At 57.1% G+C, this 21,685-nt stretch carries 32 protein-coding genes and 1 pseudogene; 28 read left to right on the top strand and 5 right to left on the bottom strand.

The genetic code is table 11. The features are described 5' to 3' along the window. The first annotated feature begins 45 nt into the window (after window positions 1-45). The 7 genes from HIJ39_RS06140 to HIJ39_RS06110 are packed head-to-tail and all read left to right on the top strand — an operon-like array spanning window position 46 to window position 3,905. Complete coding sequence (locus HIJ39_RS06140) at window positions 46-366, top strand: rhodanese-like domain-containing protein (protein WP_169097785.1); 321 nt, start codon at window positions 46-48, stop codon at window positions 364-366. 14 nt (window positions 367-380) lie between these two features. Beyond that, window positions 381-1,130 (top strand): MBL fold metallo-hydrolase, encoded by a 750-nt coding sequence (locus HIJ39_RS06135; RefSeq protein WP_169097783.1) that lies wholly within the window; start codon window positions 381-383, stop codon window positions 1,128-1,130. Window positions 1,131-1,150: 20 nt separating this feature from the next. Beyond that, complete coding sequence (locus HIJ39_RS06130; protein ID WP_169097781.1) at window positions 1,151-1,765, top strand: rhodanese-like domain-containing protein; 615 nt, start codon at window positions 1,151-1,153, stop codon at window positions 1,763-1,765. 12 nt (window positions 1,766-1,777) lie between these two features. Next, entirely contained in the window at window positions 1,778-2,104 is a 327-nt protein-coding gene (locus HIJ39_RS06125; protein WP_169097779.1) for a hypothetical protein, read from the top strand. 24 nt (window positions 2,105-2,128) lie between these two features. After that, window positions 2,129-2,320, top strand: a complete 192-nt coding sequence (locus HIJ39_RS06120; protein WP_338055096.1) for a thioredoxin domain-containing protein — start codon at window positions 2,129-2,131, stop codon at window positions 2,318-2,320. 3 nt (window positions 2,321-2,323) lie between these two features. Further along, window positions 2,324-3,646, top strand: coding sequence for an FAD-dependent oxidoreductase (locus tag HIJ39_RS06115; RefSeq protein ID WP_169097777.1), 1,323 nt, complete (start codon window positions 2,324-2,326; stop codon window positions 3,644-3,646). Window positions 3,647-3,677: 31 nt separating this feature from the next. Then, a complete protein-coding gene (locus HIJ39_RS06110; protein WP_169097774.1) occupies window positions 3,678-3,905 on the top strand; it encodes a hypothetical protein in 228 nt (75 codons plus the stop codon). A gap of 41 nt (window positions 3,906-3,946) precedes the next feature. Here the strand turns inward: HIJ39_RS06110 and HIJ39_RS06105 are convergent, their stop codons facing one another. Both HIJ39_RS06105 and HIJ39_RS06100 read right to left on the bottom strand, forming a co-directional pair. Further along, a complete protein-coding gene (locus tag HIJ39_RS06105; protein WP_243239386.1) occupies window positions 3,947-4,285 on the bottom strand; it encodes a PadR family transcriptional regulator in 339 nt (112 codons plus the stop codon). 69 nt (window positions 4,286-4,354) lie between these two features. Next, the gene (locus tag HIJ39_RS06100; protein ID WP_169097770.1) at window positions 4,355-4,816 is read right to left on the bottom strand and encodes a methyltransferase family protein; all 462 of its coding nucleotides are present in this window, start codon (window positions 4,814-4,816) and stop codon (window positions 4,355-4,357) included. Between the two features lie 211 nt (window positions 4,817-5,027). On the opposite strand from HIJ39_RS06100, the gene HIJ39_RS06095 reads away from it, so the two are divergent. From HIJ39_RS06095 to HIJ39_RS06075, 5 genes and pseudogenes are all read left to right on the top strand, one after another. Beyond that, entirely contained in the window at window positions 5,028-5,444 is a 417-nt protein-coding gene (locus HIJ39_RS06095; RefSeq protein ID WP_169097768.1) for a hypothetical protein, read from the top strand. A gap of 234 nt (window positions 5,445-5,678) precedes the next feature. Further along, window positions 5,679-5,954, top strand: a complete 276-nt coding sequence (locus tag HIJ39_RS06090) for a metal-sensitive transcriptional regulator (protein ID WP_169097766.1) — start codon at window positions 5,679-5,681, stop codon at window positions 5,952-5,954. Between the two features lie 63 nt (window positions 5,955-6,017). Beyond that, a pseudogene (locus HIJ39_RS06085) lies at window positions 6,018-6,212 on the top strand (glutaredoxin family protein); the annotation flags it as partial. A gap of 23 nt (window positions 6,213-6,235) precedes the next feature. Next, window positions 6,236-6,634, top strand: coding sequence for a DUF302 domain-containing protein (locus HIJ39_RS06080; RefSeq protein WP_169097763.1), 399 nt, complete (start codon window positions 6,236-6,238; stop codon window positions 6,632-6,634). A 195-nt stretch (window positions 6,635-6,829) separates the two neighbouring features. Further along, window positions 6,830-7,153, top strand: coding sequence for a sulfurtransferase TusA family protein (locus HIJ39_RS06075; protein WP_169097761.1), 324 nt, complete (start codon window positions 6,830-6,832; stop codon window positions 7,151-7,153). Here the strand turns inward: HIJ39_RS06075 and HIJ39_RS06070 are convergent. Both HIJ39_RS06070 and HIJ39_RS06065 read right to left on the bottom strand, forming a co-directional pair. Next, the gene (locus tag HIJ39_RS06070; protein ID WP_169097759.1) at window positions 7,140-7,418 is read right to left on the bottom strand and encodes a metal-sensitive transcriptional regulator; all 279 of its coding nucleotides are present in this window, start codon (window positions 7,416-7,418) and stop codon (window positions 7,140-7,142) included. The genes HIJ39_RS06075 and HIJ39_RS06070 overlap by 14 nt on opposite strands. Continuing rightward, window positions 7,415-7,783, bottom strand: a complete 369-nt coding sequence (locus tag HIJ39_RS06065) for a hypothetical protein (RefSeq protein WP_169097757.1) — start codon at window positions 7,781-7,783, stop codon at window positions 7,415-7,417. Before HIJ39_RS06065 ends, HIJ39_RS06070 begins: the two co-directional genes overlap by 4 nt. A gap of 61 nt (window positions 7,784-7,844) precedes the next feature. Between HIJ39_RS06065 and HIJ39_RS06060 the strand changes: the two genes are divergently transcribed. Beyond that, window positions 7,845-8,519, top strand: a complete 675-nt coding sequence (locus HIJ39_RS06060; protein ID WP_169097755.1) for a VOC family protein — start codon at window positions 7,845-7,847, stop codon at window positions 8,517-8,519. Here HIJ39_RS06060 and HIJ39_RS06055 read toward each other — a convergent pair. Then, entirely contained in the window at window positions 8,499-8,870 is a 372-nt protein-coding gene (locus HIJ39_RS06055; RefSeq protein ID WP_207711504.1) for a hypothetical protein, read from the bottom strand. The genes HIJ39_RS06060 and HIJ39_RS06055 overlap by 21 nt on opposite strands. 136 nt (window positions 8,871-9,006) lie before the next feature. Between HIJ39_RS06055 and HIJ39_RS06050 the strand changes: the two genes are divergently transcribed. From HIJ39_RS06050 to HIJ39_RS05980, 15 genes are all read left to right on the top strand, one after another. Beyond that, the gene (locus HIJ39_RS06050; RefSeq protein WP_169097753.1) at window positions 9,007-9,471 is read left to right on the top strand and encodes a DsrE/DsrF/DrsH-like family protein; all 465 of its coding nucleotides are present in this window, start codon (window positions 9,007-9,009) and stop codon (window positions 9,469-9,471) included. A 61-nt stretch (window positions 9,472-9,532) separates the two neighbouring features. Then, complete coding sequence (locus tag HIJ39_RS06045) at window positions 9,533-10,219, top strand: 4Fe-4S dicluster domain-containing protein (RefSeq protein ID WP_169097751.1); 687 nt, start codon at window positions 9,533-9,535, stop codon at window positions 10,217-10,219. Window positions 10,220-10,246: 27 nt separating this feature from the next. Next, window positions 10,247-11,452 carry a heterodisulfide reductase-related iron-sulfur binding cluster gene (locus HIJ39_RS06040; RefSeq protein ID WP_169097749.1) on the top strand — a complete coding sequence of 402 codons (1,206 nt, stop codon included), beginning with the start codon at window positions 10,247-10,249 and terminating at the stop codon, window positions 11,450-11,452. 22 nt (window positions 11,453-11,474) lie between these two features. Further along, on the top strand, window positions 11,475-12,536 hold the full coding sequence (locus HIJ39_RS06035; protein WP_169097747.1) for a CoB--CoM heterodisulfide reductase iron-sulfur subunit A family protein: 1,062 nt from the start codon (window positions 11,475-11,477) through the stop codon (window positions 12,534-12,536). Next, window positions 12,536-13,231 carry a hypothetical protein gene (locus tag HIJ39_RS06030; protein ID WP_169097745.1) on the top strand — a complete coding sequence of 232 codons (696 nt, stop codon included), beginning with the start codon at window positions 12,536-12,538 and terminating at the stop codon, window positions 13,229-13,231. The genes HIJ39_RS06035 and HIJ39_RS06030 overlap by 1 nt, the downstream gene beginning before the upstream one ends. Then, window positions 13,232-14,512 (top strand): (Fe-S)-binding protein, encoded by a 1,281-nt coding sequence (locus HIJ39_RS06025; protein ID WP_169097743.1) that lies wholly within the window; start codon window positions 13,232-13,234, stop codon window positions 14,510-14,512. A gap of 16 nt (window positions 14,513-14,528) precedes the next feature. Further along, the gene (locus HIJ39_RS06020; protein WP_169097741.1) at window positions 14,529-14,972 is read left to right on the top strand and encodes a glycine cleavage system protein GcvH; all 444 of its coding nucleotides are present in this window, start codon (window positions 14,529-14,531) and stop codon (window positions 14,970-14,972) included. A gap of 22 nt (window positions 14,973-14,994) precedes the next feature. After that, window positions 14,995-15,486 carry a biotin/lipoyl attachment domain-containing protein gene (locus tag HIJ39_RS06015; protein ID WP_169097739.1) on the top strand — a complete coding sequence of 164 codons (492 nt, stop codon included), beginning with the start codon at window positions 14,995-14,997 and terminating at the stop codon, window positions 15,484-15,486. 16 nt (window positions 15,487-15,502) lie between these two features. Beyond that, window positions 15,503-16,576, top strand: a complete 1,074-nt coding sequence (locus HIJ39_RS06010) for a lipoate--protein ligase (RefSeq protein WP_169097737.1) — start codon at window positions 15,503-15,505, stop codon at window positions 16,574-16,576. 44 nt (window positions 16,577-16,620) lie between these two features. Continuing rightward, window positions 16,621-16,860: a sulfurtransferase TusA family protein gene (locus HIJ39_RS06005; protein ID WP_338055094.1), complete on the top strand. Its 240-nt coding sequence runs from the start codon at window positions 16,621-16,623 to the stop codon at window positions 16,858-16,860. A gap of 28 nt (window positions 16,861-16,888) precedes the next feature. Further along, entirely contained in the window at window positions 16,889-17,269 is a 381-nt protein-coding gene (locus HIJ39_RS06000; RefSeq protein WP_169097735.1) for a DsrE family protein, read from the top strand. Window positions 17,270-17,286: 17 nt separating this feature from the next. Next, on the top strand, window positions 17,287-17,799 hold the full coding sequence (locus HIJ39_RS05995; protein ID WP_169097733.1) for a GAF domain-containing protein: 513 nt from the start codon (window positions 17,287-17,289) through the stop codon (window positions 17,797-17,799). A gap of 19 nt (window positions 17,800-17,818) precedes the next feature. Beyond that, window positions 17,819-18,580: an electron transfer flavoprotein subunit beta/FixA family protein gene (locus HIJ39_RS05990; RefSeq protein WP_169097731.1), complete on the top strand. Its 762-nt coding sequence runs from the start codon at window positions 17,819-17,821 to the stop codon at window positions 18,578-18,580. A gap of 5 nt (window positions 18,581-18,585) precedes the next feature. After that, window positions 18,586-19,545, top strand: coding sequence for an electron transfer flavoprotein subunit alpha/FixB family protein (locus tag HIJ39_RS05985; RefSeq protein ID WP_169097729.1), 960 nt, complete (start codon window positions 18,586-18,588; stop codon window positions 19,543-19,545). Beyond that, entirely contained in the window at window positions 19,545-21,572 is a 2,028-nt protein-coding gene (locus HIJ39_RS05980; protein WP_169097727.1) for a heterodisulfide reductase-related iron-sulfur binding cluster, read from the top strand. The genes HIJ39_RS05985 and HIJ39_RS05980 overlap by 1 nt, the downstream gene beginning before the upstream one ends. The last annotated feature ends 113 nt before the right edge of the window (window positions 21,573-21,685 follow it).

Raw genomic sequence — 21,685 nt, 5'->3', positions numbered from 1 at the left:
AATATACCTATAGCGTTCGTGTTTGCAAAGGGAGGAAGTCAAGCAATGTTTGGATTGGGAGCCAAAGTGCCGCAGATTTCGGCGAAGGATTTGGAAGGCCAATTGAAGCAGGACCGACCGCCTTTAGTCATCGATGTGCGGACCATCGGGGAATTTCGCTCGGGCCACATTCCCGGCGCCCGACTGATCCCTCTCGGGGAATTGGGACGGCGGATGGACGAGATTCCCAAGGATCAACCAGTCGTTACGGTATGCCGGTCCGGCTCACGCAGTCAAATGGCGGCCAAACAGCTGAAAAAAGCCGGCTACGACGTTTACAATATGGCAGGCGGCATGATGCGCTGGGACGGTAAAACCGTTCGTTAAAAAGGAGGCAGGCCATGATTTGGCAAACCTTACAAAACCCAGAACTCGGCTGCAACTCGTATCTGATCGGAGATGAGGTAACTGGGCAGGGGTTGGTGGTGGATCCGCTGGAAGCGTTGGGCGTCGACCACTATGTGCTCTCGGCTCAAGATCTCGGGATTGATATTCAAATGGTGGTGGAGACGCATGTTCATGCGGACCACGCCTCCTGTGCATCAGAATTGGCGAAAGCACTAGGCGTACCGCACGGCATTAGCCACGCAGCTCCGGCCACATTTCCCCACCAGGATCTCAAGGATCAAGAGGTGCTGAAATTTGGGATGCTGTCGGTGGAAGTGTGGGAGACGCCGGGGCATACTCCGGACAGCATCTCGCTTATCATCCGCGATTTGCGCCGTGGGACTGTGCCGTGGGCCGTTTTAACGGGCGACAGTCTCTTTGTGGGCGACGTGGGGCGTCCCGATTTGGCGGATGCGAACGAGGAAGCCGTTTTGGAGGCGGCCAAGAAGCAACATGCCAGTGTGCACCGGTTGATGGGTCTTCCTGATGGGGTGGAGCTTTGGCCCGCACATTATGGATCGTCACCCTGTGGCGGCATTTTTATGAATAAGAGTCCTCATTCAACGATTGGTTACGAACGTGAGGCCAATCCGTTTTTGACGATGGACTTAGACACTTTTGTTGACCAGACATTGCGGTTGTTGAAGCCGCCGCCTGAGGATGCGGCCAAACTCCGGGAACAAAATTTGGCGGGAATTTCTTAATTTCGAAGGGATGATGTTACATGACGGCAGAAGAACTCAAAAATTGGAGCGAGCAACCGAACAACGTGGTGATTGATGTGCGCCAAGGTCGAGCCTATACGGAAGGGCACATTCCCGGCGCGCTGTCCGCTCCTTACCGCCAGCAGGGCTGGTCTAGGCCGGTTTCAGCCTGGGTGAAGCAGCAGGGGGCGGGATTGGGTGTCGGGCTATTCGCCGACAACGCCGTCATTGCAAAAGCCGCCAAGGATGCGCTTGAAGCCGAGGGCGTGACGGTATCGGCCATTTTCGATGGCGGGATCGCCGCTTGGAGCGACGCCGGGTATCGGGTGGTGGCGGTTAAGGCGCTCACAGTTGATGAGTTGGCGTCCCATTTGAACGATTGGACGATTATTGATGTTCGCGAACCCTATGAACTTCGGAGCGGCACGATTCCGGGCGCCCTGTCTATCCCCATGGGAAATCTCGAGAATCAAGTCAAAGAACTTTCACCGGATCGCCGGTATGCGATTGTATGCGCGAGCGGAAACCGCAGTCAATCGGCGGCCGCCTATTTGGCCGAACAAGGATTCGATGTCGCCAATGTGGTAGGGGGCATGTCGCTGTGGCTAGGCGGAGGCCATCCCGTTGAGCGCTAGAGGACTCTGTTGATGTGGCCAGTCTATGTCAATGTCATCGGGGATCAGCGCCCCGAAGAGGATGATGCAGTTGTTGTCCAGGCGGTGCCCCAGATGGGTTGGGCACCGCCTTGGCCTTGGTATCCTTCGGGACTGCCTCATTGGGGGCTCGCCACGTCCTCCACAGAAGCGGCCCGAGCCTGGTTTGCGGGTGTTCCCGAAGGACAGGAAAAACGCGTCTTCGCAGATCTTTTGGAGGCGATGAAACATCGGCGGCGGATCTTGTCGCCCTTGACTCTCGATACGTTGTCCGGACAAACTACGGCCGTGCATGTCGCTGTGTTGGCGACGCCTGGCTGACCGCGTTGCGCAGAAGCCGCGCGCGTGGCGCTCGGGATGGCCCTCACGACGCCTGCCATTTTCGCGTCGGCAATCATGCTGGACGCTTTCCCGGAGTTGACGGGGCAATTGAACATCATGACCGTGCCGGTAATTTTTGTGGGGCAGCGCCGATATGACGGTCCCATGAACGAATGGATTCTGGCGCAGCAGGTGCGCCTAGCAGCGGAGGTCTAAGGCATGCATTTTGTCATATTGGGTGCAGGACCCGCAGGGCTTCAAGCGGGTGCGGAAGCATTGGCACTTGGCCACCCCGTCACCATATTGGATCCGGAAGGCTTAGGCGGAAACGGTCTCAAGCATAGTCTTGTCCCCTCCAAGACTCTAATACGCTCAGCCAATGTGCTTCGGGCGGCTGCCAGTATTGGGAATTCGGGGCCGCCTGGCGATTGGCAGCGCATTATGGAATGGCAGCATCAACGGGTGGACGAGGGGGTTCGTCGGGCGCAGGAGCTTCTCAAAGAAGCCCGCATCATTCATGAAGCAGGTTTCTTGGAGTCCCCGCTCGAGGTGGTCACGCAAAAGACCGAGACCCGAATACGGGCCGATGTGGTTATTGTTGCGACCGGATCCCGTCAGCGCACACTGCCGGGCTTAAAGCCGGACGGCACCCGAGTGTGGATGCCGCGGGTTTTTCATGACTTAAAAAAATTGCCTTCGGAACTCGCCATTATTGGGGCTGGCGCCACCGGCCTCGAGGCGGCAGCACTGTTTGCGAGTTTTGGGGTTTTTGTCCACCTTTATTTCGCCTCCGATTCGCTGCTGCCGGAGATGGATGGAGGCATTGGCGACCGCTTGACTGCGAGCCTTAAGGACCTTGGTGTCGCACTCTGCGGTGATCGAAGGGTTACAGCACTGGCTCCCGGAGAGATGGGCGGGGTCCGAATTGACTGGACCTCCCAAGTGGGCACGGGCCACGACGTCCGGGCGCGGGTTCTTTTGGCGGCTGGACGCGAACCCGTCCTTGAGCGGGCGTCTTTAGAGGGGTTAGGATTCGATTTGGATGCCCAGGGGTTCTTTCGTGTGGACGCCTATGGCCGGACTAATGTCGCTCAGGTATACGCCGTCGGCGATGCCGCTGGCGCCCCGCTTTTAGCCAATAAAGCTTGGAGCCAAGGCTGGTGGGCCGTACGTGACGCATTGGGCATGGCCCCTGAAAAATATCCGGGCCCCACCGTTCACGCCATTTATACCCATCCGGAGATTGCCTGGGTGGGGGAGACATCCTCATTTCGTTTTGGTGGCGAGGTTTTTGTGCCGTGGCTCTACGAATCGCTGCTCAAGGACGGTCCAGGGCCGTATGTTATCGTATACACGGATGCAAATGGCCGTTTGGTAGGTGGCGAGGCCATCGGGTCTCATGCGTCTGAGATGATGTCTGCGTTGGGATTGGCCATTTCGGGTGGCCTATCGATCGAGACCCTGGGCGCGTTTCAACCGGCTAGTCCCTCCAGCGGTGAGTTGTTAGCTTGGGTAGCCCAAGAACGGCGGTTGATGGGTTAGACGCCGAGCGCTTTTCTCCGAGGAGGTGGTCGTGATCGAGGTTGCCATTTTAGTTTTGGCGGCCATACTCTTTGCCCTAAGCGGGAGATGGAAGACGACAGGCTGGCTGCCACGAACCTTGTATCTTTTGGGCGGGGCGTTGATAATGGCCTTTGTCCTCCAACACAGGGCCGCCCTCTTTGTGCTGGGAGCGGGGGCCATTGCGTTGTCCCGGATCGTGCCGGCTCATGGATGGCACAAACAGCCGGGCGAAGGATGAGGTCTGCCCGAGGTGTCTGGAGGACCCCTTGAGGTCGACTATTATTTAGGCTCGCGCCAAAGGTCGAGAAAGCGCTGGAGGGATTCGACCCGTAGTTGAATGTCGTCGCGCCACCCTCTAAGGCGCTCTTTGCCGGCGGCGGTCAAGGTATAGACTCGCACGGGCGCGCCTTCCTGCTCAACCAACCAGGTGGAGGTCAGGGCTCCGTCTTTTTCGAGTTGACGGAGAAGACGATAGACATGGCCATCATCAATGGTCCAAGAGGCGGGCAAGAGACTCTTGAGCTCGGCAATGATGGCGCCGCCATGCAATTGGTGTTGGGAGATTAAGAGCAGGATAAAGGCTTCCAGGTGCTTTCCGGTCTGATACGACTTGGCCAATAACAAACCTCCTCAGCACCATTATAACCCGGCGCCATGTCGGCGCGGATGATCAGGATGCCTGGACGGTTAGAGCCAGCGGCGTACGCGACGTAAATACTCGCGATAGGTGTCCCCAAATTTGTCCGATAAAAACTGTTCTTCCCGAATAATGACGCCATAATGCATGGTTACCAGCACGGGAATCAGCCAGACAATTATCCAGCCGTTGTTAAGGGCGAGAGCGGCCCCTAAGGATGCCGTGGTCATCGAGAGATAAATGGGATTGCGGGACCACCGAAAGGGCCCTTCCCGCACCAAGTGGGTCGGGGAACGCGATGGATCCACGGGCGTTTTGGCGCGCGCCATGACGCCGACAGCCCAGAGAGCGATCGCGATTCCCAAGGCTATGAGGACGAGGCCTAAAACCAGGGTATGATTAAACGGCCGCCAGGGGATGAGCCAATGAAAGGCGTAACCGAAAGCCAACCCGCCAAGGTAGAGGAGCGGAGGCGGCGCAATGACGCCTGGACTGTGAGCTATTTTCTTCATGGTTCCGTATCCGTTCTCTTTCTCTGACATTCCTATATAGTAGCATGCTGCTGACGTGGCGCTGGTGCGATTTGGCTTCCAGGATTGATTTTAGATACCCCGCATGGTATTACTATAGATGGTCTAGAACGCCAACTTTGTCATCAAGAGACAGAGTAGAGGCCCCAAAATGGGTTAAGACTGACAACGAAAATAATAGGGGGTGACGATTGTGTTGCTGACGTCCGACGTCCAGGACTCCGTCAAACAAGCGCTTGCGAATATGACCGAGTCGGTGACGGTCAAACTATTTTTGAAGCCGGGCGAAGAGTCCTCCAATACGATGCGCGAGTTGTGGGGGGAACTTCAGGCATTAACGCCCAAGCTCATTATTGAGGAATCTGAAAGTGTACCCTCCGGCATGGACGCGAGCCAGATGGAAGGCGCTGTGAGTGAAGTGTGGCAAAACGGCACCTTCACTGGGGTACGGTACCTAGGTATTCCGAGCGGCTACGAATTTGGTCCGCTCATTGAGACCCTGGTGGAAGTATCCCGGGGTGACGCCCCCGAATTGAGTGAAAGTGTGGTAGCATGGCTTAAAAAGCTGGAGAAGCCGCTCCATTTTCAGGTGTTCGTGACTCCCACCTGACCATATTGTCCCCGGGCGGTTCGCCTGGCTCATGCTTTCGCACGCGTCAATCCCCAGTACGTCGTGTCAGATTTGGTTGACGCCGGGAGTTACCCTGATCTTTCCGATCACTTCGGTATAACAGGAGTACCCGCGACCTTTGCCAATGGTATCGATCAAGTGGTCGGTGCCGTTCCCGAAAATCAGTTGTTCAAGTTGGCTCAGCGGGTGATTGAAGTATAAGGAGGCTCACCGATGAGTGAGACCCGAACAGTTTATTGGTCGAGCCGCGACCTTCAGCACCGCTTGCGGCGGGTTGAAGGCCAGATTCGCGGTGTAGAGGCCATGGTTGCTCGGGCGGAGAGTTGTCGGGATATTTTAACCCAACTGGCCGCCATCGAGGGCGCGTTGGCGAAAGTTGTTAAGCTGGTCGAGGCTTGCCAGGTGGCGGAGGAGTTGGTTGGGGACCGCAAGATTAGCGGCCCCGAGCTAGACCAGGTTCATGACGCCATTCGCCGCGTGACTCGTTAGGATGAGAAGGAGGCACGGTCAATGGTAACAATTTATACCACCCCAACATGACCGCATTGCCGGACCGCTAAGCGCTACATGAAGGAACGAGGTATTCCATTTCACGAGGTGGACGTCACCAAATCCGAGTCCAATCTCAATGCGCTCAAGCGGAAATCCGGGCAAACCGGCGTGCCGGTGATTGATGTGAATGGAACCATTGTGGTTGGGTTTAATCGGCCCAAACTTGATCGGGCCCTCGGTATTCGGTCGGTTTAAAGAACTCGCAGAGGAGTGGCACCATGAGTGAGCTGATGTATCAGGTGCCCACCAAAAAGTCGGTCGATGAAGCCGTCCAGGCGGTGGGGCATTCGTTGAAGAATCATCAATTCGGCGTCCTCTGGGACCTTGACATTAATGAGAAGTTGACCGAAAAGGGACTGGAGCCGGAACCATCCTTCCGTATTTTGGAGGTCTGCAGTGCGCCCCGAGCCAAAAAGGCGCTCAGTACCAACCAAACGGTCGGCTACTTTTTGCCCTGCAAAGTCCTGGTATATCAGGACCGTGAGTCAGGGGAAACGCGGATTGGCTATGCCAAGCCCGACGCTTTGATGGGGCTATTGGGCGACAATCGTCTCAATGAGCTCGCCATCGAGGTCGATCAGTTGCTTAAACAGGCGGTCGATGAGGCTGCCCAATAGCAGTGAGAGGCTGTCCGGAAAAGGGGCAGCCTCTATTTATCCCCGTGCGTGCTCTGTATCCTAAACATGCCTGCGCCAAGGAATCCGAGATGGTTCTGGGGTATCTGTCGGTCAAGCGGGCGCCATATCGTCGATGTGTCTGTTTGTGGTATCCTGCCACAAAAGGATCGTTGAGCCCCGGGAAGGGGGACGACCATGGACGTCAGGATGTTTGGGCCAGTGGGTGCCATGACTGTTCCCGAGGCAGCGAGCGTTGTCCGTGATCTTAATGTAGGCGACAGGCTGCGGGTCATCACCGACGTGTCGGCTGTCGTCCGGGAGATCGAGGCATTTGCTCGGCTGTCCGGTAATGCGGTCCGGACGGTCGAAGAAACCCGGGTGATGACCGTTGACATGCAAAGCGGCAACGATGACGCGGACTTTTTTGCACCCGTGCCCGGTTCCGCTCATGCGAGCGGACCGCGCTGGGTGGTGGTGTTGGAGGTTCTGCCGACCAATAAGCTGATTAAGCGTAGTTGATAAGTTGCTTCAAAGCGCTTTTCACGGCCTCCGTGGGATCGGCCGCCTGTTGAGCTTGCATGACCTGTTCTGCGATGCTGCATGCACTCACGATGCGCGCGACTTGTTTAAGCGCTCCTTCGATAGCGGCCACTTGAATTAAGATCTTTTGACAGGACTGCTCCGATTGGATCATGGATTGGACGCCACGAACTTGCCCTTCAATACGGCGAAGGCGGCGCACCACATCATCAACATCCCAATACGCCCGTTGTTCAGGTGTCATTTATTCGCGGCTCCTTTGTCAGGGATTTGAAGTATTTCCGAACGCCACGCCTCATCCACACGAGGGTTCCATCGGTCCTGATCCGGGGGAGGGGGCGTATGTTCAACTTTCCATACAGCGTACCATAAGCTGGCACGGAGTTCGTCAACGGAAATCGCCAAATCCTTTGCGATCGTTGGCAATGAGGGATGGGTTTCAATGGCTTTGAGCACGTCTGCGACGCTCGTTTGGGCGTGGCGGAGATAGGGCTGATCGTCGTGGAGCCCTCGCTGATGCCCAATGAGTCGAAAAATCACCCAGAGTGGGTAGGCGGGATCCGAACGGGTGTCCTCCCAGTATTCAAGCCGCAATTGTTCTTCATCCATTTGACAGCCCTCCTTATGATAAGAATATCGGATATCGGACCTCGGGGAGGTTCAGCGACCTGTGTGGATAGACCACCTAACACTGGCTGTTAAAGGCCGGACCGAGGCAATGGATTTGCTTAGCCACCTGGGATCGGCGATGACCGCCGCTCCTTCATGGTGCCCTGGCACCGACCGGTTCGTTGTGCCCCTCGCGAATGCCTCCTTTCTGGAGGTGGTTTCGGTACGCGATCCGTTGCTGGCCAGACGGTCAATCTGGGGTGGCGCCTTGGTGCGTTTTTTGCGCGGTGGCGCAGGCGTTTTTCGGGTCGCCTTGGGACACCTTGACTTGGACCAATTTATCGCTCAGCGAAGCCGGCGTGGTGTGCACTGGTGGCCGCCCATCGACGACCATATTGCGGGCATCGACGGAACCCCGGTTCCGGTACGGATGACCCAAGTCGATCCGATGGTGCCATGGCTGGTGCAATATCTCGCCAAACCGTCTCACGCGCCCAATGCGACGCTTCGACTCGCGCGCGTGAGTATCGCCGCTCCCGCAGCCCAAGCCATGGCTCTCCGATACCACCTTATGTTGGGCCTTCCCTTGCAAGATTTAACCCATATGGCTACCCAAAATGCCGCATTCGATTTTTTAGCCGGAGAACCCGGCTATCGGAGTCTACACCTGACTCAGGGCGATGACGTCATCCGGTTGGAAGCGGTTAATGGGCAGTTACTCGTCGATATCGGTTAATCCGAGGACGCGCGCCCGTTCAGCGCCATCGCCACAGGGAAAGGCGACTTCCCCAAGCTCCTGGCCCGCTTTAACCTTGCCTTGCAGGATTAACTGATACTCGACTCCTTCACGAATCACTTCTATCTGCCACTTTCCCATCCCCGGGGGTCTCCCAACCCCTTGGGGTATGAGAACGCTCCGCATGGTCAACTGATATCCCGGAACTTCTTCCTCGTAGGGGAGAAAGTCCATCTTGCCGAGATTGATGTGACGCAGCGCTTGGTTTATGGCTGCGAGCCGTTGGCCAAAATGGGGGAATAAATCCCGGCAATCCTCCAGCGGCACAAGTTTTTGCCATCCGCCCACCATGTTCCTCCCTAATTTCGACAAGATTCTCATAGTCAGAGTAAAAAAATCTAACTGAATAGATTGTAATATACAGATAACGGGAATAGAATACCCATATAAACCCATACCCGTATGTCTATTTAGGGAGGTGTTTTGGATGGAAGATCGGCTTGCGATCGTGTGCTCCAAGGGCAGCCTGGACATGGCCTACCCTCCTTTTGTGTTGGCCACTGCGGCTGCAGCCATGGATATGGAAGTCATGCTGTTTTTCACGTTTTGGGGGCTGGACATTGTCAATCGACACAAGATCGATTCGCTGGAAATTTCCATTGCATCCAACCCCGGAATGCCAGCAATGGCGAAAGTTGCGGGAATGGTGCCGTTCGGGACAAAGATGGTGAGCAGCATGATGAAGGAGCAGTTCGCCAAGTCTAATGTGATGTCCATTCGCCAATTTGTTGAGACCTCACACGAGATGGGGGTGCATATGGTTGCCTGTCAGATGTCGATGGACGTGATGGGCGTGAAGCGGGAGGACTTGATTCCCCAAGTCGAGGATGTGGTCGGCGCTGCGACATTCTTGGATTTCGCGAAGGAGGCCAAGGTCCAACTCTTCATATGAGCGACGGCGCTGTGACGGGCATAGATGTGCGGTCAATGACTGTTGGGGGAGATGGTAAAGGTTGCTGTCCAACTTATATCCGGACGTACCGATCGAGGAAAAGCAGCGTCTGTTCGATGAAGTCAAGCGGGATCCGCGGTATCACGACTACCTCTATGGGTGTTACGAGTGTGGCATTTGCGTAGCAGCCTGTCCGTCAGCGCGATTTTACGACTTTTCGCCGCGGAAAATCGCCCAAACCTTGGCGCGGGAAGACATCGAGATGTTTTATGAGCAAATGAACGACGATATTTGGAACTGCTCTCAATGTTTTTCTTGTTTGCGCTGCCCACGCCAAAACAATCCGGGTGGTCTCATCACCATCATGCGTGAAGTTGCCGTCAACAACGGGCTGAAAACCACCAAGGAAGCCTTGGCGGGCTATACCCGGATTATTTACAAGATTATGACCACGGGTACGCAAGTGTCGCCTGACATGTTGCAAGAGGACGCGTTCCCCGACTGGGGACCCCAGGTCAAGGAGGTGGCGGCGCATCTCGACTTATGGAGAAAGGCGTTGCCGCCAGAAACTCTTCATACCACCGGGCTCTCCTGGCAGGTGGAGGAGCGGACCATGTTGGAGCTCTATACGATTTGGAAGCTCACCGGGGTGCTCGACATGATTGCCGAATTGGACGAGGGACTGCACGACATCATGGAGGAAGTGATGGATGACGCCCTCGAAGATCAGGGTTTTTCCGTTGTCTAACGCTTTCGTGAGCAAAGGAGGAAGACCATGAGTGAGATGGAATTGCCGATGATGCCCCGCGGCACCACGCCCGAAACGGCGAGGACCTTCACCCCCGACCCCGACCAGGCGCCGGATGAAGACCTGCGAGAAGCCATTTGGGAATTGGGCCGCGAAGGCGAGTGGATTGTGCAGCCCGTACCGGAACCCTACTACGAGGCGCGAACCAAATACGGACGAATTAAGAAAATACCCTTCCAAAAAACCTGGCACCACAAAAGCTGTGGACAATGTGGCCATATCCCCGGCTATTCAACATCGATTTTTTGGCTCAACCGATTTCTGGGCTACGACTACTTCGACCCCCGCGATCAAACGTCGTGCACCGCTTGGAATTACTACGCCTCTGCCACCTCTAATCAGGCTGCGCAGGCGGCGGTGGCAATGCGCAATTTTTCGGCCGCCTATGAAACCGGCTATTACCCGTTAATTCATTGTGGCACGAGCTTCGGCCATTACAAAGAGGTGCGGCATGAACTCGTGCACAACCATGAATTGCGCCGCCAAGTGAAAGCAGTGATCGAGAAGCTGGGTCGACCCTTCGTCATGCCCGAAGAGTTAGTGCACTATAGCGAGTGGATGTATGCCATTCGCGATCAACTCAAAGAGCGGGTTGTGCATGACTTGTCCCGAATCACCGCGACCGTGCACCCGGCGTGCCACTATTACAAGCTGCAGTCGGGTGACGCCATTTATGATGCCGAAATTTATGGCGGCCAGCGTACAGCGGCCGTGACGGCGGTTGTACAGGAGCTGGGTGCTAAGGTGGCTGACTACTCCACCTGGTATGACTGCTGCGGGTTTGGCTTTCGCCACATTCTGGTGCAGCGGGACTTTACCCGCAGTTTTGCCACCATGCGAAAAATCGAGGTCATGAAGGAGGAGGCCAATCCCGATGTAGTGCTGACGCACGATACCGGTTGTGTCACCTCCTTGGATAAGAGCCAATTTGCAACCCAAGCGCATGGACGCAATGTGGGGGTTCCGGTCATGTCAGAGTCCCAATTCGCCGCCCTCGCGGTCGGCGCACACCCTTACCGGGTGGCCCAGTTGCACTGGCACTCCACCGACTATCGGCCTTTGTTGCAAAAGATGGGGATCGATCCGGAGAAGGCCTGGGCCGAGTTCCAAGAGGACCTGGCGCAAATTGAACAGGGTTCGATGGAGTTCTTAACGTGGGAGTCCGTACTTTAGCGTAGGTGGGAGGCATAGTCGCATGGCAGTCAATCGGCTGTTAGTGGTGGGCGCGGGGCCCGCGGGGTTGGAAGCGGCCCGCGGCGCCGCCGATATGGGAACTGAAGTGCTGTTGGTGGAGGCGACGGGTGAATTGGGGGGGACCCCTTATGCGCATTACGCGACCCTGACGCCGCACCTGAAAGAGACACACGATGCGATGCAAGAGATGCTCGATGGGGTGAAGTTGCACCCGGGCATTGATATTCGCTATAACACGCGGGTCAAGGCGAGCCAAGGCGAGGCGGGTGCCTTTAAGGTCACATTGGCTGGCCGTGATGGCGCCGAAACAGAGGAGTCGGTGGGAGCGGTGGTGGTCGCGACAGGATTTCAGCATTTCGATCCTGGGCGGGAGACGCAACTCTACGGATACTACGAGTTTGATGACGTCATTACGCTAGTTGACGCTGAGCACATGATGAAAAGCGGTCAGATTGTCCGGCCGTCCAACGGCAAGCCGCCTGAGCGGGTCGCCTTCATTCAGTGCGTGGGCTCGCGTGATCGCCAGATCGGCAACCGCTGGTGCTCTAAAGTGTGCTGCGGTATCGCGTCAAAACAATCGATTGAAATTAAACGGATGCTGCCAGACGCTAAGGTCTTCATCTTTTATATTGACATGCGCATGTATGGCTTTTGGGAAGACCAGCTCTACTGGAAGGCGCAAGAAGAACACAAAGTGAATTACGTCCGCGGCATCGTCACCGAGATTTTGAAGAAAGGCGACAAGCTCTTAATGAAGGGCGAGGATACGACCATGGGTCGACCCGTCGAAGTGCTCATGGATCTCATTATTTTATCCGTGGGCATGGAGCCCTCCAAGGGTACGCTGGAGATGGCCCAGGTGTTCAACATACCACGCGAAAGCCACGGATTTTTGGCTACTGTGGGTGAGCCGTTGGATACGGTCACCACGCCGGTGCCCGGCGTATTTGTGGCGGGTGCAGCCGCTGGGCCGAAAGACATTGAAGATAGCGTGTCAATGGGCGGGGCGGCGGCCATCAAGGCCGTCGGGCTGCTCAATCGTTTGGCCAAAACGACGGCGTGATGGGCGCGAAGGCTCCGCTCATTGATGCCGAAGTGCTAAATGAGTTTTTTGAAAAGGCTGAGCTATACCTGACGCCGGAATTTTTGGCGAAGTTGTCCGACGACCTCACCGGACGGTGCCGTGCCATCGCTCCAAAATTTCCGACATTCCCCGATTTGTGGGATTTGGCACCGGCCACGCGGCGGCTGCCAGCGGACGAACGGCAGCGCTGGGCCGAACCCGTTGAGCGTCTCCGTTCGGGGATTTGCAAGGCCAATGTGGCGGATGTGTTGGATGACATTGAGAACTGGGAGTCACCCCCTAAATGGCTTCTTGATTGGGCCACGTTTTGGATGAGCATCGTCAATCCGGAGTTGCTGTGGTGGGCCCGATGGGTCTATGCGCCCAGGGCTGAGACCGGTGCATTGGTGCTGCTGGTTGACAACCCCATTTCGCTCAAGCAGGAGGGCCTACGGGCGACGTATGGCGCCTTATCCAGTGCAGCCCAGTACTTGGGCGCGCTGCTGGAAAGCACACGCTCCCTACAAGGGCTGGATGCGGTGTTTCAACCTCAGGTCACGTTGGCTGTGGTCTATAGCGTCTATATGTTCACCATGGCGTCATGGAAGCTGACCGAAGAATTCACTCGGGTTCTCCCGCCGTTTCCGGTCGTGGTCCGCACATTGTTAGGGATCAATCGATGGGAGGGAAGGTAATTGAGTGAGAAAGCCACCCCGATAGAGCTGGAGGTCGCGGTCGTTAATGGTGTCGAGCTGAATGGACATTGGAATCGCATCTTTGAGCCGCGGGTGATTTCAGAATACGATCTGTCGGTGCTGGAGGAGGTCACCGCAATCCCCGGGGCCGAGTCCTTAGCCTTCTGCTATCAGTGTGGGAAGTGCACGTCGGTGTGCCCCGTCGAGGACGCCGGTGGCGACTATTCGCCGCGGAAGGTTTTCCGCCGCACGCAATTGGGGGCTTCGCTGTTCGAAAGCGCGGACTTGTGGCTATGCACAACCTGCTCGGACTGCCTAAGAGTTTGTCCCAAGGAAGTGAACATGGTTAACATCATGCCAGCCGTGCGGGAACAGGCGGTGATGGATGGCCACGCGCCGGCTGAACTCTTGTCCGCCTTCGAAAACACCACGCGCTATGGAAATCCCTTGGGGGAGCCGGCTAGGAAGCGTGCTGAGTGGACCAAGAATGCCGGTGTGCCGGTGCCGATTATGAGTCAACACAAGGCGCCCGTGGACGTGCTGTGGTTTGTAGAGTGTTACCCCGCCTATCATCCCCGCGGTAAAGAAGCGTCCGTTGCGCTGGCGCGCATTTTAAATCGACTGGGAGTCAACTTCGGCATCTTGGGCAACGAAGAGAAGTGTTCGGGGGACTCGCAGCGGATGGCTGGCGAGGCGGGGCTTTTTGAGATGCTGGCCGAGGATAACATTAAGAGCCTGTCCAAATACCAGTTCAATACCCTGATGGTGACGGACCCGCATGCCTTCAATGCCTTTTTGCATGAGTACCCCAAATATGGCGGGGAGTGGCCTACCTATCATTACACGCAGTTCCTGGCTCCCAAGATTGGGCAGATGGATTTTGCCGTACCGATTGACCGACGCGTAACATTTCACGATCCATGCTATCTCGGCCGCCATAACGGCGAATATGAGGCCCCTCGGGAACTTCTGCACGCCATTCCTGGCCTGGATCTTATTGAAATGGGACGCTGCCGCGAGAATTCCTATTGCTGCGGTGGGGGCGGCGGTGGCATGTGGATGGACAGCTTTACGTCCGAACGATTAACCATGCGCTTATCCGAACGGCGGGTCAAGGAGGCAGTTGAGTCGGGTGCCGACATTTTGGCCGTGACATGTCCGTACGAGGTGTCGCGCTTTGAAGACGCCGTCAAGAACACCGGCAATGGAGGCAAATTAAAGGTTTTAGACATTGCCGAACTGTTGGCCCACGCTATGGGCTTGGTGACGGCCAACATTTGATGGAGGAGGACGTGGTGTGAGCGAGGTAAACGGGTGTTTGCTTCCAGGTGACCTTTGGTATTGGCCGGAAAAGCATGTGTGGGTGAGGGGGCCGGAAGAGGATGGCACTGTGGTGGTCGGGATGACCGACGTGGCCCAGCATTTGGCGGGAAAAATCGTGGTGGTGAACTTAAAGGCGCCTGGCCGGGCTCTCGCCCAAGGCAAGAGCGCGGGAACTCTGGAGAGTGGAAAATGGGTGGGATCGATTCCGACCCCCGTAGCGGGTCAGGTGACGGAGATTAATGAGGCCGTGAAAAAGAACCCCGCCGTCGTCAACCAAGATCCTTACGGCGCCGGCTGGCTGATTCGCGTGCGGCCCGACAACTGGGAGGAAGGATCCAAAATACTGGTGAGCGGCGCGGAAGGCATTGCCGTCTATCGTGCCAAGCTGGAGGCGGAAGGGATTCAGTGTCAGTCCTAAGGGACTGAAGGGAGGTGGGCTCGTGGCCTATGTATTTGCCTGTGAGCTGCCAGACCATTTGTGGTTCGATGTGGAAAAAGACGTCTGGGTAGAGGCGCTTCCCGATGGGACGGTGCGCATGGGCATGACGGATCCGGCTCAAACGCGTGCCGGGCGGATCCTCTTCGTGCGGGCCCGAGTGGGGAAGCGCGTCGCGGTAGGGAAGAACCTCGCCACCGTGGAAAGTGCGAAATGGGTCGGGCCCGTCCCGTCTCCGCTGATGGGGACCGTCATCGAGGCGAACGCCGTGGTGCTAGGCGATCCCAACGTGATCAACCGCGACCCCTATGGGGCAGGGTGGTTGGTGACATTTCGCCCGGAAATCCCCGTAGAGCAGTCCGGACTCTTGCGAGGTGCCGAGGCCCAGGCGGCATATCGCCAGAAACTCAAGGCGGAGGGATTGACCTGTATGCGGTGTGCCGATCTCCCGGAGGCATCCATGGAACCGGAGCCCGATTCGAAATTTAACCTTTAAAGCAAGGAAGGATATCATGCGGTACCTCAATCTTGGCACGATCCCGGCCGAAGCTTCGCAAGCCGTTTATCACGCGCTGGCGGACTTAATGACCCCGGATAAGCCGATCACGCTGGTGACGGTGAGCCCCGATCGGCCCTATGTTTGCGTTGGTTATCACCAGGTGGCAAGCCGGGAAATCGACCGTCCCTACTGCGAGGCTGCGGGCATTCCGGTGGGCCGGCGCATGGTCGGGGGCGGCGCGGTCTGGTTGGACTATGATCAGATCTTTTGGCACCTCATCATGCCCCGTCAACATCTTCCCGTCGACACGCTGTACCGAAAGTTCCTCACGGCCCCGGTTGAGGCTTACCGAAAAATGGGCATTGGAGCCGAACACCGCCCGGTGAACGATATTGTGGTGGGACCGCGCAAGATTGGCGGCACGGGGGCCAATACGATGGGCGAGGCTGACGTGTTGGTCGGGAGCATCATGATGGACTTTGATACCCAAGCCATGGCTCGGGTCATTAATGTTCCGTCAGAGAAATTCCGCGACAAGATGGTCTCATCCTTGGAAGACTACATGACCACGGTGCAGCGAGAACTGGGTCCCCGGGCCCCCTCGCGCGAGGAGGCAACAGCAGCATTGGTGGAGGCTTTCGCCACCCTCCTTGGAGAGCCGGTGATGGCCGATGAATTGACGCCCGAGGAGCGTCGGCGGTTGGACTATTACCAGAAACTGCTCTTCGATCCTGCTTTCGTATACCGCCATGAGGGATACCTTCAACCGGGCGTGAAGATTAAGGACGGGGTGCATCTCTTGGAGGGCGTCGCCAAAGCGCCGGGGGGCTTGGTGCGGGTTGTGTGGCGGGAATCGGAGGGCCGCATTGATGACATCGTCATCGGAGGCGATTTCTTTGTGAATCCCGCCAACGGCTTGGAAACGGCCGAGCAGCGTCTTCGGGGGGCGCCCAGTGAGATGGATGCATTGGCACGCGCGCTCGCGGAGGTCTGGGCGGAGCTCGACATTCCAGGCGTCACCATTGATGACGTGCTGGCGGCTTTTCAGGCGGGGCGCTCCATTGCGCCCGAGCTAGTGGGGGAGTGAGCCCGGGAGCCCCAGCATTATCCCAAGGAAGGGAGGGAAATCACGTGGAGCAAGAAGCCATTGCGCTAGCCATCGACGCCAAGGGATTGGCGTGCCCAATGCCTATTTTTAAGGCTAAGCAAGGTCTCAAATCGGTGGACGTTGGACAGGTGGTGGAAGTCATTTGCACCGATCCGGGATCCATGGCGGACTTCAAGGCTTTCGCCAACTCGACGGGCCATGAGCTGTTGGCTGCCGAGAAACAAGATACCATCTATCGCTTTTTGCTGCGTCGCACCAAATAGGGCGGTCCCAAGGAATGGGGGAGAAATTATGGCAGAGGAAACCAAGAAATATCTCTATCTCGTCACACACGGAACGGAGACACCGGAACGTTCTGCATCACCATTTTTTCTGGCCACGACGGCAGCACTGATGGATCACGAATCGACCATGGTCTTTACGATTACGGCAACCAGTTTGTTGAAAAAGGGGGTGCCGGAAACATTGCATATTAAGGAGACGGGCGACAGCTCGACGCTGCAATTCTTCATCGAACAGGCGAGGGAGGCCGGGGTCAAGCTTTATGTCTGTGCACCGAGTCTCGACCTCAACAACTGTACCCTTGAGGATCTGATTGAGATTGACGGGGTGGTTGGGGGGACGGCCCTCAACGAGATGGCAGCTGAGGCTGACGTCGTCATCACATTTTGATGGCGGACGTCAACCGTTTGTGGAAGGACGTGCTGCGGCTGAAGCCTACCTCCGCCGACGTCGAGGTTTTGGCATTGGTCGCTCAATGCTTAGACTTTGAGGGCCCATGGACAACGCGCATCGTGGGTGTGCTCGGTATTCTTCTGCAGCGATTAGGCACGTCCATCGGAGTGAGTGTCTACGCCCCCTTGAAGGTAGGAGGGGAGCTCTATGCGGCCGCAAGCGCCGGCTTGGCCGGCCCCCTATCCGTCGCATGGGGAGCCCCTCTGGCGGGGCTTGCAGCCTCGGAGCGTGCGGCCCAGTTTGCCGGCGACGCCCGCGCCTTCCCCGATTATCAAGGGGGTTGGCTGGGTGTGGCCAGTGTGCTGGCCGTGCCCATCATGCGAGCACCACAGCTCTATGGGGTGCTGGAAGTGCGGAGCCATGGGTCCGGATCATTCGGGGTGGATGAAGCCGAGCTAACGGGTCTGGTGGCATCCCAACTGGCGGATCGGTGGCCGGCCCGTCAGGGTGCGGCAGAGAAGCAATAAGACGCAGGAGGACAAGACGATGAAAATTGCGGTGTTGATGAAAGATGTTCCGGACTTGGTGGAGGAGTTGGAAATAGAGGACGGGGTATTGGCGGTCGACGACATGAGCTTTGTCCCCAGTGAATGGGACGACCAGGCGTTGGAGGAGGCGCTCTTGATAAAGGAGGAGCAAGGCGCCGAGGTTATCGCTGTCGCAGTCGACACGGGCGACGTGGACACGCTGCTCTATACCGCTCTGGCTAAGGGAGCCGACCAGGCGGTGAAAATCGTTGGGGATTTCGATCGAACCTTGTCTAATCGCGAGCGGGCTTCACTCCTGGCGGCCTTCTGCCGGGATGAATCACCCGATCTGGTGCTCACTGGTGTGCAGGCGATTGATGATTTGGATGGGCAGATTGCGGGCCTGGTCGCTGGTTTGCTCGCCATCGCCCATGCCTCGGTGGTGCGGGATGTGCATGTGGCCAACGGCCGCGTGCAATTTATCCAAGAGTATTCAGGCGGCCGCATGGCGGAGTTTTCCGCGTCCACGCCCGCCTTGTTGGGCATTCAAGCCGCCCGCAAGCCTCCCCGGTATGTGACGGTGGCGAAGGTGCGGCAAGTCCAAAAGTCAGCACAGTTGCGGGAGGTTGACGGCGCGTCGGCGGCTGTTCCATCCCTCACGGTTCGCCGCGTCTATAAGCCAGAGGCGGCTGGACATGCGCAAATGTGGGGGGACGACGTCGACGAGGTGGCGGAAAACATTATCAGAGTATTGGAAGACAAAAAGTTGTTGAGGGGTTGATGACAATGGGACAAATCGTGGTTGTCGGAGAATTGTTGGACGGTGCGTTGTCCGATGGGACTTTTGAGCTCCTGACCCGGGCCCGAGACATCGCTTCGGCGGCCGGTCATACGGTGACGGTCGTAACATTTGGCGATAATGCCCGTGACGCCGTGCGGGAGGTTGACGCCGACGACGCGGTAATTGTTTCGGGGCCCGCAGTCGCCGACTATCAGCCTGAAACCTATGAAAACGCGGTGCTTCAGATTGTGGGCGAGGACACGGCGCTGGTGATGCTCGGCAATACAACCATGGGCATGGATCTTGGGGCGGCGGTTGCGGCCCGAAAAAATCGACCCATGGTGGCCTATTGTACTGACTTAACCATGGACGGGGCGGTGTTGGTGGCGACCAGTCAAGTTTATGGCGGCAAATTGAATGCCGAAGTGGAGGTTCCCCTGACGGGTGCCGTGGTCACCGTCATACCCGGGTCATGGCCGGTTGATTCATCCCGTGCGGGCAGCCCGGCCATCCGAGAAGAGGCGGCGCCGTCGCCGGCCAATCTGGAGTTGACACGGGTTATTGAAGCCGAGTCGGGACAAGACGTGGACATCACCAAGGCAGATATTTTGGTGAGTGTGGGCCGCGGCATCGAGGATCCGGACAATTTAGAGCTGGCGGATGCGTTGGCTGAGGTGCTGGGAGGGGTTGTCAGCTGTTCCCGCCCTGTGGTAGACGCTGGATGGTTGCCGCGGTCCCGACAGGTGGGGAAGTCCGGAAAGACTGTTAAGCCGAAAGTCTATTTAGCTCTGGGCATCAGCGGAGCACCCGAGCATCTCCAGGGGATGAAAGACGCCGAACTCATTATCGCTGTCAACAATGATGAGCGGGCTCCCATCTTTGACGTCGCGCACTACGGGGCCACGGCCGACATCTTGGACTTGATGCCAGCCCTGACGGAAAAACTTGAGGGGAGAGCGGGATAGTGATTTTGCGCACCGGATTGATGGCCATCACTGTGGCCATGATCGTTGTGAGCTTCGCGTTGTTTCTACGCCGGGTGCTGGCCATTCAGTCGGTGATGAATCGCGCCCGGCCTCTAAAGAGGACCGATCAAATCGGCGAACGGATCCGGTCGGTAGTGGAACATGTGGTGTTGCACCGCCGCATGTTCCGCATCACGTTGTCCGGCGTCCTGCATTACTTCATTTTCAGCGGCTTTGTCATTTTATTGATCGACATCGTGGAAACCGTGGGAGAAATATTTTTCCCGGGGTTTACCGTCGGGCGCATCTTGGCTCCCTTGGTGGATGTTTGGGTGATTTTGGTGGCGGCGGGCATTATCCTCGCCTTATACAACCGCCTCATTTTGCGTCCGAAGCGCTTCGAGGGCTCGGATGAAAAGGATGCCTATCTCATCTTGGCGTTAATCGGAGCTATCATTGTCGGCATCGTCATTCACGACTCCTTCTTCCCGTTTGTGGCGGCCAAGGTCCTCCATGTTCCGGACCCGGTTGCAGGCTCCCATTTCCTGGGCTACGGCCTTTCGCATCTTTGGGTGGCGATCGGCTGGACGGGACCAGTTGCGGCCAGCATTGGCTATGCGGTTGGCTATCTTCTCGACATGGGCGTGGTGCTGGCGTTCTTGGCCTACTTGCCGTACTCCAAGCACTTCCACATTTTTGCCGCTGTGCCTAACATTTTTCTTCGCAATCTCCGTCCCAAAGGGGAGTTGGTGCCGGAGCCTATTGAAGATACCATGGCGATTCGCACCTTTCGGGACCTCACTTGGAAGGATGTCAGCGATCTCTACACCTGCACGGAGTGCGGTCGGTGCCAGGCTGTCTGCCCCGCTCACGCGGCGGGCCAGCCTTTGTCGCCAAAAATGGTGATTTTGAAGATGAGGGATGCGCTGAACGAGCGCATGGCGGCGGGCACGCTTGATGATCCAGATCAACCAAGTCTGGCGGGGGGCGTTATTTCGAAGGAAGAACTGTGGGCGTGTACGACGTGTGGAGCCTGCCAAGAGGCGTGTCCTGTATTTATTGAGCATGTGCCGAAGATTGCGGGGCTGCGGGCGGCGCTTTTGGAAGAGGGTGACATTGATCCCAATGCCCAAAAGGTATTGGTGGCATGGGACCGCCAGGGAAACTCCTTTGGGCAGCCTGCGCGCAAGCGGCCCGCCTGGGCGAAGAATATCGACGTTCCGATCAAGGATGCACGCCGGGAACCGGTGGAATGGCTGTGGTTCGTGGGCGACTTTGCCGCCTTGGATCCCCGCGTGCAGCGGTTGACGCAGCGCGTTGCGGAGTTGCTGACCCACGCTGGAATTGACTTCGGGATTCTGTATGAATCGGAGGTCAACGCTGGCAATGAAGCGCTGCGGGTGGGCGAGTATGGGCTGTTCGAATCGTTGGCCGAAAAAAATCTGAAAGCACTGGAAAAAGCCCAGTTCCAACGCGTTTTTACCACCGACCCGCACTCGCTGAATGCGCTGAAAAACGAGTACCGTAAGTTTGGCTTTGATGCCGAGGTCAAGCACTATACGGAGGCATTTCTCGAGTGGATCGATTCTGGAAAAATCACGGTCCGGCAACAGGTGCCAATCCGTGTCACCTATCACGACCCCTGCTACCTCGGCCGATGGAATGGGATTACCGAAGCGCCGCGCGCTCTTCTCTCGCGGTTAGGGGTGCAGTTGGTCGAGATGCCGCGTCATGGCGCCCAAAGTTTCTGCTGCGGCGCTGGCGGAGGGCGTATCTGGATGGACGAAACGGGGATACAAGATCGGCCGGCCAATCAGCGCATTCGCGAAGCCCTGGCGTTGAATGACGTTCCCTTCTTTGTGGTGGCTTGTCCAAAAGACGTATCGATGTTTTCGGCGTCGGTAACCGCCATGGGGGTCGAGGACAAAATGCGGGTCGTCGACATGGCTGATTTGCTTGCGGTGGCGGTGGGATTGGACACCGCTGATGACACCTTGTTACCTGCCGTGGGGAACTCTCTAACGTGACTTGCCCGGAGGACAACGCGTCAGGGCCTCTTTTACAAATGCTCCAGCGGCACCATTTTCTCGGCGCACAATGACCGAGGTAAGGGGGTGTCCCCAAAGGGGCCAGCGTTGGC

The sequence above is a fragment of the Sulfobacillus harzensis genome, from assembly GCF_012933365.1.
GTDB lineage: Bacteria > Bacillota > Sulfobacillia > Sulfobacillales > Sulfobacillaceae > Sulfobacillus_B > Sulfobacillus_B harzensis.
This window is presented reverse-complemented; position numbering and strand designations above follow the sequence as displayed.